The organism is Bradyrhizobium sp. Rc2d, assembly GCF_900099855.1.
Taxonomy (GTDB): Bacteria; Pseudomonadota; Alphaproteobacteria; order Rhizobiales; family Xanthobacteraceae; genus Bradyrhizobium.
The window spans coordinates 902,434-913,909 of record NZ_FNCU01000001.1 but is presented as its reverse complement, the minus strand read 5'-3'; the positions used below and the strand labels follow the sequence as shown (position 1 = coordinate 913,909).

14 protein-coding genes are annotated in these 11,476 nt (G+C 61.3%); 12 read left to right on the top strand and 2 right to left on the bottom strand.

Translation table 11 applies throughout. From position 1 onward, the window contains the following. Positions 1 to 638: 638 nt before the first annotated feature. Both BLV07_RS04280 and BLV07_RS04275 read left to right on the top strand, forming a co-directional pair. A complete protein-coding gene (locus BLV07_RS04280; RefSeq protein WP_143035343.1) occupies positions 639 to 1,817 on the top strand; it encodes a hypothetical protein in 1,179 nt (392 codons plus the stop codon). Between the two features lie 463 nt (positions 1,818 to 2,280). After that, positions 2,281 to 2,472: a hypothetical protein gene (locus BLV07_RS04275; RefSeq protein ID WP_091880058.1), complete on the top strand. Its 192-nt coding sequence runs from the start codon at positions 2,281 to 2,283 to the stop codon at positions 2,470 to 2,472. Between the two features lie 270 nt (positions 2,473 to 2,742). Here the strand turns inward: BLV07_RS04275 and BLV07_RS04270 are convergent, their stop codons facing one another. Continuing rightward, positions 2,743 to 3,057 carry a DUF8317 domain-containing protein gene (locus BLV07_RS04270; RefSeq protein WP_143035342.1) on the bottom strand — a complete coding sequence of 105 codons (315 nt, stop codon included), beginning with the start codon at positions 3,055 to 3,057 and terminating at the stop codon, positions 2,743 to 2,745. Between the two features lie 702 nt (positions 3,058 to 3,759). On the opposite strand from BLV07_RS04270, the gene BLV07_RS04265 reads away from it, so the two are divergent. The 7 genes from BLV07_RS04265 (at position 3,760) to BLV07_RS04235 (ending at position 7,628) form a co-directional block, all read left to right on the top strand. Further along, entirely contained in the window at positions 3,760 to 4,401 is a 642-nt protein-coding gene (locus tag BLV07_RS04265) for a hypothetical protein (RefSeq protein ID WP_091880052.1), read from the top strand. A gap of 81 nt (positions 4,402 to 4,482) precedes the next feature. Continuing rightward, complete coding sequence (locus tag BLV07_RS04260; protein WP_091880049.1) at positions 4,483 to 4,707, top strand: hypothetical protein; 225 nt, start codon at positions 4,483 to 4,485, stop codon at positions 4,705 to 4,707. Positions 4,708 to 5,446: 739 nt separating this feature from the next. Beyond that, complete coding sequence (locus tag BLV07_RS04255) at positions 5,447 to 5,752, top strand: hypothetical protein (RefSeq protein ID WP_091880046.1); 306 nt, start codon at positions 5,447 to 5,449, stop codon at positions 5,750 to 5,752. A 108-nt stretch (positions 5,753 to 5,860) separates the two neighbouring features. Further along, positions 5,861 to 6,376 carry a class I SAM-dependent methyltransferase gene (locus BLV07_RS04250; protein WP_143035341.1) on the top strand — a complete coding sequence of 172 codons (516 nt, stop codon included), beginning with the start codon at positions 5,861 to 5,863 and terminating at the stop codon, positions 6,374 to 6,376. A 110-nt stretch (positions 6,377 to 6,486) separates the two neighbouring features. Next, positions 6,487 to 6,744, top strand: a complete 258-nt coding sequence (locus BLV07_RS04245) for a hypothetical protein (protein ID WP_091880040.1) — start codon at positions 6,487 to 6,489, stop codon at positions 6,742 to 6,744. Positions 6,745 to 6,842: 98 nt separating this feature from the next. After that, positions 6,843 to 7,103 (top strand): hypothetical protein, encoded by a 261-nt coding sequence (locus BLV07_RS04240; RefSeq protein WP_091880037.1) that lies wholly within the window; start codon positions 6,843 to 6,845, stop codon positions 7,101 to 7,103. 90 nt (positions 7,104 to 7,193) lie between these two features. After that, positions 7,194 to 7,628 carry a hypothetical protein gene (locus BLV07_RS04235; RefSeq protein WP_091880035.1) on the top strand — a complete coding sequence of 145 codons (435 nt, stop codon included), beginning with the start codon at positions 7,194 to 7,196 and terminating at the stop codon, positions 7,626 to 7,628. A gap of 299 nt (positions 7,629 to 7,927) precedes the next feature. Here the strand turns inward: BLV07_RS04235 and ligD are convergent, their stop codons facing one another. Continuing rightward, positions 7,928 to 8,809 carry a non-homologous end-joining DNA ligase gene (ligD, locus tag BLV07_RS04230; protein WP_244550951.1) on the bottom strand — a complete coding sequence of 294 codons (882 nt, stop codon included), beginning with the start codon at positions 8,807 to 8,809 and terminating at the stop codon, positions 7,928 to 7,930. Between the two features lie 266 nt (positions 8,810 to 9,075). On the opposite strand from ligD, the gene BLV07_RS04225 reads away from it, so the two are divergent. The 3 genes from BLV07_RS04225 (at position 9,076) to BLV07_RS04215 (ending at position 11,215) form a co-directional block, all read left to right on the top strand. Then, a complete protein-coding gene (locus BLV07_RS04225; protein ID WP_176945329.1) occupies positions 9,076 to 9,660 on the top strand; it encodes a hypothetical protein in 585 nt (194 codons plus the stop codon). A gap of 63 nt (positions 9,661 to 9,723) precedes the next feature. Next, positions 9,724 to 10,812 (top strand): ImmA/IrrE family metallo-endopeptidase, encoded by a 1,089-nt coding sequence (locus BLV07_RS04220; RefSeq protein ID WP_091880029.1) that lies wholly within the window; start codon positions 9,724 to 9,726, stop codon positions 10,810 to 10,812. Positions 10,813 to 10,861: 49 nt separating this feature from the next. Further along, a complete protein-coding gene (locus BLV07_RS04215; RefSeq protein ID WP_091880026.1) occupies positions 10,862 to 11,215 on the top strand; it encodes a hypothetical protein in 354 nt (117 codons plus the stop codon). Positions 11,216 to 11,476: the final 261 nt, after the last annotated feature.

Below are 11,476 nucleotides of genomic sequence, written 5' to 3'. Positions count from 1 at the left end.
GGCGGATGAACGCCGGGCGGGCAAATATCCCGCCGAAAGATCCTGCCCCTCCTACCTCAGCAAATGATGGCAAGTTCGTACGAAAGCTCCCTGCTACGGGGCGGCGCAACTATGAGCAGCACGATGGGCACTTGGGAGTAGAGGGGCTACGTTTCCGAGAGGATGAGCAGAGAGAAACCCGAGCCAAATCAAAGGCGTCCACATCTGAAAGATGGAAGCTCCATCGTGCGATCCAAACGATGCTTCGTCCCCCGGCCTATGCAACGGGGGCGCGAGAGAGGGGGCCCGCTGTCTGTGGCTGCGGGTACGCCTCGTCTTCTGAGGACCTTGTCACCCTTCACGTACGGAAGCTCAGAGCCAGAACGAAAGCGTTCGCCACCGGGATATACCGGTGCGGGTCGCCGTGGCTTTGCCCTGTTTGCTCAGACAAGGCGATTGCAGAGCGACGGGCTCGCGTACTACGAGCTTTCGACGCGACCATCGCCAAGGGCGGCCTGGTTGCAACGATTGTGCTGACCGTTAGCCATAATCGTGGCCACGGTCTAGCTGAGCTGAAGGCTGCCATATCAGAGGCGAGCCGGGACGCTCGGGCAGGCAGAGCGTGGAAGAGGATCCAAGCAGACGTCGCCGGAATTGGAGTGATCTCCGCGCCGGAGGTGACCTACTCGGAAACTCAGGGTTGGCACTATCACCAACACCTTGCTTTCTTGATGTCGACGACTGACGAGGCTGCGGCCAGCGCGGGCTGTTCGGCGCTTGTTGATCGATATCTCAGCGCAATCCGGGCTCAAGGCTATACGGCCGTCTGCGAACAACAGCACATAGGCATAGCACGGGATGTTCAAAGTGCGGGCTCATACATTGGAAAAGGCACAAACTCGAAGAGCTCGGCCGGGACTGAGGTCCGCTGGTCGCTTGTACCGTTCGAGATCGCGGAACGCGCCGCCTGCGGCGATCGGAAGATGCGGGCACTCTGGATGGAGTATGCCAAGACGATGCCTGGCACGAGGAGCTGTGTGATAACGGCAAACATCGCAAAGGCGCTGGACCTGAATCAAGATGGCACGGGAGACGAGAAGGAGCCCGATGATGAGCCCCAGCACTACGAAGCCGAAGAGGTCGGCAAATTGGAAGCGCCGATCTGGAATCGCCTGCTCCGCGACGGTTTTGTTCCAGACCTCTTTGGACGATTGGAAGAAGGAGTGCGATGGCCGTCCCTGATGACCTGGGTGGCGACCGTCTCGCCCAGGCCCATTTTGCGGCCGGAGGATATTCCGGTCGACGATTGTGAGCCTGCAAGTCCATCCCAGAATACTTGGAGAGGCAAGCCCCGCAGCACGCAGGAATTGGCACACGAAATCGCTCAGCAAGCCGCGGCAACGGTCCCCGCGCGACAGTTTATAAAGACAAAGATCGACACCATGGAGCGAGACTGGCGCAGGTACGGTGGCCAGAAGCCTCCAAACATGGATGATGTTGTTCGCTCGCTCATTGCCGAAAGCACGTCCGATTCCCGCCAGATCGAAGATAAACGCACCGAGATCGTAGAAATCGCCAAAGCGGAACAGAGTCCGAGGTCTTCCCCGCACACGATCCCGGAGCGCTTGACATTGCTGACAACAGCACTGCTCGTCTTCGCGGTGTTGGTGTTTGAGTACACGCGGCTCATGCCCGTTCGCAACGTCCTTACGACCGCGGAGACGGCGGCGGCGGTTGGTCTGTTCTCGTCCACTGCGTTGTTTGCCGTCGGCGTTGGTATGATCGTCGACTGGCGGTGCCGCAAGAGGTTAGGCGTCTGCTCTGCGGCTTTTGCCTGACTGCCAGTCAACAACAAGAGGGTTGTCATATGCAGTAGGCGGACGACAGTCAGGTGCCGGTCCTCCCGGACGTGCGGCTGGAGACGACGGCGCCGGAAGTGCCGGGGGCTCCTGATGGGCATCGAGATCAAGGGCTGGTTCGTTCTCGCCAGCGAGCCGTCGTTCCGGTACCGCGCTTCGCCCGCGGTCTCCGCTCCCGAGGACGTCATGGTGGTCCCCCCCCCTGGCGCTCGATGAGGTGGTCTCTGGTAAACCGAAGCTGCTGCGCCCATTCATTCGAGGAGGCGCGCTACGCCGAGCACCGGAACTACTACTGGATCGAGCTGCGCGGTGTCGCCAGACCGCAGGCCGCCGTCAACACAGCTCCCACCAGGCGCGGTATCCGATCAAGGCGCAGAATTTCAACGACGAGGCAGCCGACGACCCCGGTGGCAACTTCGACCCCGTCGGCTGAGGCGGTCTGATGTCGGACTTCATCGTCGAGCTGATGTCGTTGTCGCTGTCCAGCATCCCGGCGAAGCACTGGCAGAGCTTCCTCAAGATCTTCGCTGACGGCGCCCAGACGGTGGCCATTGAACGCGGCCTGGTCAGCATCAAGCGCGCGGTCGTCGAGGCTGGCGCCGACGAGGCCAAGCAGTCGCGATCGACTCCTTGATCGACGCGCTGAGCCCCTCGAGCTGCGCCTCAAGAAAGGCGACTTGATTGCCTGGCGGGTGTCCCCGCCGCAAGCCGCGATGGCCTGAGGCGGCTGCCTCAATGTCACGAGCCGGCGGAGCGGCGCTCTCAGGGGAAAGCGGACATCTGTGGATGTTGTCGGTGCAGCCCGGCCGACGTCCGAGCTATTACACCCGCGGTACTGCGGCCGATCCGAAGGTCTCGCCGGTGAGGATTCGCCCAGAGCAAGACGCTGACAAGATGGCAATGATCATTCAACGCGATTGTGCAAGGCGACCGGAAACGCGTGATTATAACCAGACAATTTTTCCACCGCCTCAGTGAACCGGCTATCTGACGTGTAAACGTACGCGCCGCCGAACATGGTCCACCTGTTTTCCAAGCCAAGCGGCTCGCACACTAAGTTGCCGGTGCTGCGTTTGATCAGCCGAACCGCTGGGCCATCCTGAGTCGGCTCGAACGGGCCATCGACGTTGACAACGCAAACCTGTCTGTGTTTCGCGCTCACACCGCCATTCGAGCAGTTGCCAAGCGGCCTGTCGTAAATGTGAGCTATAAGTCCCATTTTAGCCCTCCCGCGCTTGCTTGCTGCCCTGATGAAGCACGGATTGCTTCGTGCTGCGCTCTGAGCGAGCGCAGTGTCGAAACGATCAGTTAATAAATCTTGACCCGCGTCTTGCTCTTGCTGCTGATACATCGCATTGCGGATCAGGACCTTGTAAATTATTCGGCTTCTAATCGGAGTTCTCGCCGAGAGACGTTAGCCTCGCAGCTTTCGTCAGTACTGCGAAATTGCCTTGCGGCGTTTTAACGCCGCCCTGCTCGGGTAGCACCAGACATCCCACAAATCGCCGTCTCCGGCATCGCGGGAAAGATCGCCTGGCGCGGCGCTATCCTTGCGGAGATCGAGGCCGATCGGACCAGCGAGCGTAGAAGACATAGCGCCGTCGCTTTCGGCGACCGCGAGCTCGCAGAAGTTAACACGCTTTAACCACGCACGGCCTGAGGGCTTGCCGGCGAAATAGTCGATGTTATCTTTGATGTGTCCATCGCCCCTGAGGGCGGTTTGTGGCCCATGGAGAGGGCAGGGACGTGCCGACTGAAGGCGTCTCCGATGTGCAGCCTTCGCCCGGTCCAAAGCTTCATGCACCCCTGAAAATCACCTGAAACGGCGTCCCTGAGACGTCTATCCGACGCGCAAAGCTCCGATTGCGGGACGCGGTCGCGATGCGGTGGACGTTTCGAAATCAGAGGAAAGTGTCTGAGCATGATCATCTATACTATTACTAAGGCGGTCCGCGACAACGTGACCGCCGTGCTGCGCCTGCATCACGATGACCCGCGGATGGCTGGCGGCTTCAAGGTGAAGGTCAGGCGCGACGAGCTCCCGGGGTCGCTCGCCGCGGTCGTCGATGCCTGGCCCGCGGAGCAGGACGGCACTTACAAGATCGCGCTTTCCGAAGTCGCTGGCGCGCTGGTGTGGCGCGCGTACGCGATTGCCGAGATTGCTGCCGGGCGCGGCAAGCTGGCTGCCGTTGACGAGTATGGGAAGCGGCTCGGTGTTGCCCATTTCGATACGGCGTTCGCCTATGTCTGCGATCAGATGCGTGGCCATGGCATTCGTCCCTGCAGCGATGCAGACCGCGACTGCTGGTCGGAAGCGACGCATTGGGTGACGCGCGACGGATACACGGTCGAGCCACGCGGGCGGTGGGCCAGGTCGACGTGGGCTCGTCGCGCCATCGCGCACGAGGCGTTCGCCGCCGCCGGCTTGGCGAGGCCCGGCCGCAACACCTGGCATCCCGAGGCGACGATGTTGTTCGTGGCGCCCCGTCCCGAACGGCAGCCCGCGAGCACTACGTTGACGGAGGAAGAGGACGCCGCGCTCGCCAGCCTGGCGGTCTTCTGATGCTTGAACCCGTTATTGCTGCGCCGAACCGAGGCCGTTTTGGGAAGGTCGAAAATCGTTCGCGCGAGATGGAGGAACAGAATGGCAGAACATAGCGATTTCGTTGGTGTGGTCACGCCTACCTTGATTTACGTCGGCGTATCGAGCCGCGAGGAATTCGACAAGATCTTGCTCCCGGCCCTCGATCACGGTGAGAACGACAAGGGCAATCACGTCATTTCGAAGAGCATCAAACAGGGCGAGACGCAGGTGATCTTCCAGCACTGGGTCAAGTTTCGTATCCGGCCGACGTCGGCCGCAAGCTAAAACAGGAGCAGTATAAATGAAAGGTGAAGTCAAGAAGGTCGAAGTGCCTACTCATGAAGATGGTGTCACATTCGGACGTGATCGCGTCTATCGGACTTATCGGAAGCGCTGCAGGCGCGCTTCTGCCGATCGCAGCCCCAGTGGCCAGCTTCTCGATCTGCTTCGGGGGGAGCGTCGGGAAAGCAGGGACAGACGGCGAACGCTAAGCTGTCGGGGTCTTCAAATTCCGAAGCATGACGGCCGCACTTTTCTCGCTCGAGAGCCCTCGCGCCGTCGCCAAAGCGTTTACTCGAACTGGTTCGTCAGCGGGCCCCGACGTCGTCAGGAGGGACTTCTCGTTGTTCACATCGAGGAACACTGATCCACTAGGAGTTTCGCCAACTGGAAGCCTTTGGGCGCCGGTGCCGGCCTTCTTTTCGGTGGATAGCCGACGAACAACTAACCCTCGGGATTAGTCAACTTTTACTCAGACCTTCCCTCGTGCGCTGAGGGAAAGTCCGAGGCAATTCCAGAAAGCCTTGCCAAATAAGGATCGAGCAATGTGTCGATGCCCGGTGACGCGTGGCCAGAACCAAGTAATCCCTCACGCGACGTGGCCTGGTTAACGCCGGCGGGAAGCTAAGTCGCCAAGGCGCGCTTGACTTTCAGCGGCGTAGCGGCGTCGATAGTGGTGACGTTCAATCAAACGGCATGGCCTAGAAGTGGCCTTAAGAGACAGCCAACCGGAAGGATCCGCAGCATGAATAAGACAAAGGTGAAGGTCGCCGTTCTGAAGAACGGGGCCCACCGTCTCATTTCCGAGGCGCAGCTCGACGCTGCGATCAGCGATATGAGGGCCGTCGTGCATTGGGCGTTCCTTAACGATCCTGAGATTTGGAGCAAGCTGCACGCGGCCCACACCAAGATCCAGGACGTGTACCGGTCGGCCTATCGCACCGTGATCATTGGCGCCAATGGAAAGTGCTCGCCGTCGCTCTACGAACTCGAGATCAGTGCCTTCGTGCCGCGTGAGGATGTCGCGTTCAAGGTGGTCGAAATCGAATAGCGCCGAACGGATGGCGAAGCGCATCCTCGCCGCGCGGGCACCCCCCGCTTGAGGGTCGCTTGAGGGCGAGAGGAGACTTCGAGAACCTAGGAAGAGAGGAGCCTTCTCGTGCCGGTTGACCAACAGAGTGCTTCAGTGATCAACGACGAAGAATCGACGTCTTACGAAGAGTTTGCGGAGAGGCACAATATCCGCGCGGCGCCCTATCTCACCGTGACGGAGTGGGAGACGGCCGCCATGATCGCAGACCGGCTCGCGCCGCGGATACAGGGCAAGGTTGTCGTCGAGATCGGAGGCGGCATCGGATTGCTGTCGGTTGCGATGGGATCAATCGCGCAGCGCGTCTACTGCATCGAGGCCAATCCGCTTTGGTCGATGACGTATGCACGGTTTTTGCTCCATAAGAAGCCGAGGAACGTCTCGTTCCTGTGCGGGGCGGCCGACGAATTCCTCGGCTGCATCAGGGGTGACGTCGCCGTCATCTGCACGCATTCGGACGTGGCGGGCATGAAGCTCGTGGGTGCGCAGTTCGCGAAGGTGGTGATCGACGTGTACGGCGAGATGATGGAGGAGAATCCGGAGGGCTTCGATCCGTGGGCCCGTTCGGTGCGCCCCTTCGCCTAGGCGGCGATCTTCTACCAGGCAGAACATCTCATCGACGCCCGATGCCGGAAATGACCACGGGGCTCAATGTGTCAGGAGGGGCGCCGTGGCGGCGTCGTAGGAGGAAGTAGATGAGTGAAGTTTCCGCGAACCTCGAGCCGAAGACTCTCGAGCTCTTCTTGTACATCGCCGGCGAGGCCGAGCACTGGGATATGACGCCGCCGATCGAGGGGCTGAGGCGGTTCTCTCGTGAGGACAAGGGGCGCTTCATGCAATTGAAGAAGCACGATCTGCTGTTCGTGGATGCTGTGGACGTCGACAATCACGTGATCCACTTCACGAATGGCGGCATCGCCTTGGCCGCGCAGCATGGCCTCGAGATCGAGTGACAGGAGCGAGATCGAGCTCACGCCCGGCGGCCTCCCGGCCCACCAGGCTCGGGCGCGTAGAGGGCGACGCCGTCGCGGCGTCTAACAGGAGCGACACAATGGCGATCAACAACCCGACGGAGATCCAGAAGTATCAGGCGCTGGTCGTTCTGCACGGTATCAAGTTTCTGCTCAAAACGGGCCATCCGATCAACACCGCCTACACGGAGAAAAATCTGGCTGCGACCGCCAGCATGTTCACCGGCATGGACTACAAGAAGGGCCAGTTGAAGGACGCCGTGGCCGACCTGCGCCTCTGGTTCAGCGACATCTGCAACCACACGGTCGACGACGAGCAGATCGAGTATCCGGAGGACTGACCCGTTGACTTCGACCTCACGCCCGGTGGCTTCGACCTACCGGGCTCGGGGCGCCAGAGGAGCATTGCGCTCCGACATAGGAGATCGACGATGGGTAATGTTTCAGACCTCTACAAGCACGCCAAGGCTAAGGACTATGCCTTGATCCTCGACAACGTCGCGAAGGGCTTCGTCGCCTTGCTGGTGCCCGTCGAGACCAGGCTGGAAGAATATCAATACCGGCATCCAGATCTTTATGGCGCGCAAACTCGCACGCGCATCGTTCCGGACACCGACGGCAAGCATCGCTGGCATGTCTATGATGTGAACGGCTACGACTGCGATCTGCCGGAGCCGCTGCTCTCTTTCGCCTCCGAGACTAGTGAAAGGCAGATCCGCGATTGTGTGCACTGGTTCGTAGCGGGGCGTGCCATGGGTCATCGCGAAGGCCGCAACGAGCGCTACCGAGAGATCGAAGACGCAGTGCAGACGCTGCGCGGCTTGGGTATCGGAACTGCCTTGATGCCGGCGTTCGACGAGGCCTGATGGTGAAGAGATCGACCGGGGCCCCCGTGTCGTCGACGTCGGCAAGCGTTGCAGGGCCGGAGGGCGCTGCTCGCGAGCTGTCGGCGGAAGACGCATCCTTGCGTCCGAATTCGCTCTTTTTTTGCGCGCGTACCGGAAATTTTGCGTAAGCGATTTTCGACCTGAGGCCGTCCCGATAGTGGATTTTCGACGGCCGTAACGGATTACGACGCCGGAAACAGTTTTTTTCTGCCGGCGGCAGCCGGGAATCACGTCTTTTCTGCGGGCGTAATGCTTTTTCCGCAGCCGCCGTGTCCCCTTTAGTCCTCGGCGAGACCTTTGAACGACGGATGCCGTAGCAGCCCGTCGCCGGTGATGTCGCGATACTCGACCTCGGCGACGAGCTCCGGCTCGACCCAGCGGATGTGACGTTTGGTTCCGAGCTTGGTCTTCGGCGCCGGTAGCGCATCCAGGCGCCGGCGCAGGTCGGCCGAGACCTTCATCGTGAACCCGGTGCCGACCTTCCCGACGTAGCGGATCCCATCCGCCTCGCGCTTGCCCAGGTGCAGGGCCGCGATGCCGCCCATCGCCGGCACGAAGCCGACGATCTCAAACTGCTCACGGCGCGCGGTCTTGATTTTCTGCCAACTATCGCTGCGATCTCCGCTCCTGTAGGGCGCGTCGGCGCGCTTCGAGACGATGCCTTCCCATCGGAGCCTCTCGGCGCCGGCGAACATGACGACGCCGTCGTCCATGTGGTCGCTATAGAGGATCGGCGGCCCCAGGCCAGTGCGCTCGATCATCTCCTTCAGCAGCCGCTTGCGCTCGCGCAGCGGCACCTTGCGCAGGTCGTAGCCGTCGAGGTGCAGCAGATCGAAGGCATAGTAGAGGAGTCGACCCTGCCGGCCGGCTGCCAGGTCGGCCTGCAGGGCACCGAAGTCCGTCCTGCTGTCCACGACCACGACGATTTCGCCGTCGACGACGGCCTGGCCGATGCCGGCCCACGCGGCGGCAATGCCGGTGAAGCGTTTCGTCCAGTTCAAGCCCTTGCGCGTGAAGATGCGTGTGCCGTCGGCGGAAACGTGGATTTGGCTGCGGTATCCATCGAACTTGATCTCATGGATCCAGGCCTCGCCTGCCGGCGGTTTCGGCTTCAGGGTGGCGAGCTGGGGCTGGATGAAGCCAGGCATCGCGGCTGGCACCGCCCCCTCGACGGTCCGCAAATCCGGACTTTTCCCTGAACGCTTGCGCCTGCCAGCCATCGGAGTCCGGATATAAGGCTCACGGAGCGCAGAATCGAATCCTTTCTTCGTCCGCTAAGCTCAATTCGTCGTCGGTTTATATACTTAAAAATGCAAGTAAAATCAATTATATAGATAAATCAAGCAACAGAATTGAAAATAATTCTTCATTTTTGGCACTTCAGTGATAGAGTTCCCGAACCGATTCACCTTGGAGATCTGCCTGCATGACCGTGCCCGTCGAGAACGAAGTCCGCGAAGCGCTTGAGCCGTACAACGGCAGCATCCGGAAGGTGTTGGACAAGGCGTTCCGCGACTTCAATCAGAGGGGCGCGAATATGTACAAGCGGACCGACGCCGCCGATGTGTTCGACGGCATCATCCGCGCTGCGCTCGCCGAGTTCAGCAACGCGCAGGGCGTCGTGGTCTTCCCGACTGGCTCGACGGCGCGCTTCCTGTTCGGCGGCAAGGTGCTGGTGCGGTTCAAGAAGGCGAGCCGCAAGGGACGCGGGTCGAACATCCCGACTGGCGCCAACGACAACTTCCTGGATCCGACCATTCCGTTCGCGGATGCGCCGCAGGCGATGAAGGTCGAGGTCTGCTGGAAGGTGAACGCGCTCGGCATGGGCTACGATTCCGTGCATGTGACGGCCCGCAACGGCGACGGCAAGCTCTGGAGCTATGAGCTTCCCGGCAGCCAGCAGGGCGTCATCGAGTTTCCGAAGATCGCCGCGCCCCAGCCCCGCCGCCGCAGCGTGGCGAAGCTCAAGGACTCGGCCAAGACCAAGAAGAAGGGCGGCGAGGCGTCCTGACCGCCGGTCGGCGGTTAACGGATCGTCAACTCGAATCGTCGCCGATGCGGTGAGGGAATACGAATGTCGAAGCCAGGGAACATGCTGCGCCTCGCGCGGCAGCTAAGGGGATTCCCGCAGAACGAGGCGGCGGAGTGCCTCCGCGTGCCGAACGCGGAGCTGTCTCGGGTCGAGAATCTGCTGAAGGAGCCGAGCGAACAGTTGCTCGCTGCGGCGGCCGAGATTTATTCGGTGCCGGTCGAGTTCTTCGGACAGACCGACGCCATCTACGGCGCGCCCGTCAGCGTGCATCCGATGTGGCGCAAGAAGGCGAGCGTGTCGGCGACGGAGCTCCACCGCATCGTCGCCGAGCTGAATGTACGCGTCATGCACTTGCGCAAGCTGCTCGAGGCGACGGACGTCGAGCCGGTCCGGAAGATTCCGACATTCGACTCCGACGAGTACGGCAACGATGCCGAGAAGATCGCCGACCTGGTCCGCCGCTTCTGGCAGCTCCCGGACGGCCCGATCCAGGACGTGACCGCGCTGGTCGAGGAGGCCGGCATCCTGGTCGCGCACTCTGACTTGGGCGGCTCCTCCGTCTCCGGCGTCCGCTTCTCGGTGCCCGGCATGCCGCACATCATCGTGCTGAACCGCCAGCAGTCGGCCGACCGGCTGCGCTTCACGCTGTGCCATGAGCTCGGGCACGTGATCATGCACAGCTTCCCGACGCCGAATATGGAAGAGGAGGCGAACACGTTCGCGTCCTGCTTCCTGGTGCCGACGGCAGACATCAAGCCGTACTTCGCTGGCCGCCGCGTCGACCTGCGCCTGCTCGCGGCGCTGAAGCCGGAGTGGAAGGTCTCCATGGCCTCGCTTGTCTTCGCCGCCGAGCGGGCCGGCGCCCTGAACAAGACCCAGGCCCAGTACATCTGGAAGCAGTTCAACATCCACAAGATCAAGCTGCGCGAGCCGCCCGAACTCGACTTCGCTCCGGAGGAGCCGCGTACGGTGAGCGACCTCGTTTCGCTGCATCTCAACGATATGGGGTATTCCCTCGGCGACCTGTCGAAGATGCTGATCATGAACGAGACCGAGATCGCGCGGACCTACTCGATCGATCTACCCGGCCAGGACAAGAAGCGGACGTCGCACCTGCGCATCATCCAGTGAGTTGATTGCTCGACGCCGACCCGTCCACGATGCTCGGACGGAGAGGCGGATGAACGACAACCAGACCTTGATTTCTATCCTGTTCGGCATCGCGATGGTCATTGCGGCGGTCTCAGTCGTGCGCGGCTGGCGCGCCTCGGCCAGGCTGAAGAGCATGCGGGAGGCGGTGCAAATGCTCTCCATGATCTGCAGCCACCACTACGAAGAGAAGGGCGAGGAGCTGCCGAAGAAAAATCATCGAGGCGCTGGACCAGATGAAACGCGCTCTCGAGAGAAGGACATCCACTCGCGTTGCCGCCAATACGTCAACGGGGCCGGGCGGCTCGGTGACGCCATGGGCCGGGCCCCGCTCGGCGCATCGACGAGAGCGCGCCGCATATGCGCTGCGACGCCGTGCCGGTGACCGTGCGCACGCCAGACGGCGGCACGGCGCAGCGGCACGTCTTCGTATTTTCGATCCGGCCGAAGCGCTGATTGCCAAGTGCAATTCCGGCGATCGCGGCTATTTTGCCCAGCACATTGTGCAAGCTCATCGAAGCCAGCAATCCACAGCCTGTGTGTTTCGTGGAGAGCAAATCACTCGCGATCGGCTGACTTTCCCTCAGACTTCACCTCACTCGCTGAGGGAAAGTCCGAGTGAATATCAAGAAACTCCTGCAAAATA

Excerpts from the sequence above, each read along its gene's own strand:
- BLV07_RS04275 (WP_091880058.1), top strand. The coding sequence starts at position 2,281 with ATGTCGGACTTCATCGTCGAGCTGATGTCGTTGTCGCTGTCCAGCATC.
- BLV07_RS04270 (WP_143035342.1), bottom strand. The coding sequence starts at position 3,057 with ATGGGACTTATAGCTCACATTTACGACAGGCCGCTTGGCAACTGCTCG.
- BLV07_RS04265 (WP_091880052.1), top strand. The coding sequence starts at position 3,760 with ATGATCATCTATACTATTACTAAGGCGGTCCGCGACAACGTGACCGCC.
- BLV07_RS04260 (WP_091880049.1), top strand. The coding sequence starts at position 4,483 with ATGGCAGAACATAGCGATTTCGTTGGTGTGGTCACGCCTACCTTGATT.
- BLV07_RS04255 (WP_091880046.1), top strand. The coding sequence starts at position 5,447 with ATGAATAAGACAAAGGTGAAGGTCGCCGTTCTGAAGAACGGGGCCCAC.
- BLV07_RS04245 (WP_091880040.1), top strand. The coding sequence starts at position 6,487 with ATGAGTGAAGTTTCCGCGAACCTCGAGCCGAAGACTCTCGAGCTCTTC.
- BLV07_RS04240 (WP_091880037.1), top strand. The coding sequence starts at position 6,843 with ATGGCGATCAACAACCCGACGGAGATCCAGAAGTATCAGGCGCTGGTC.
- BLV07_RS04235 (WP_091880035.1), top strand. The coding sequence starts at position 7,194 with ATGGGTAATGTTTCAGACCTCTACAAGCACGCCAAGGCTAAGGACTAT.
- BLV07_RS04225 (WP_176945329.1), top strand. The coding sequence starts at position 9,076 with ATGACCGTGCCCGTCGAGAACGAAGTCCGCGAAGCGCTTGAGCCGTAC.
- BLV07_RS04220 (WP_091880029.1), top strand. The coding sequence starts at position 9,724 with ATGTCGAAGCCAGGGAACATGCTGCGCCTCGCGCGGCAGCTAAGGGGA.
- BLV07_RS04215 (WP_091880026.1), top strand. The coding sequence starts at position 10,862 with ATGAACGACAACCAGACCTTGATTTCTATCCTGTTCGGCATCGCGATG.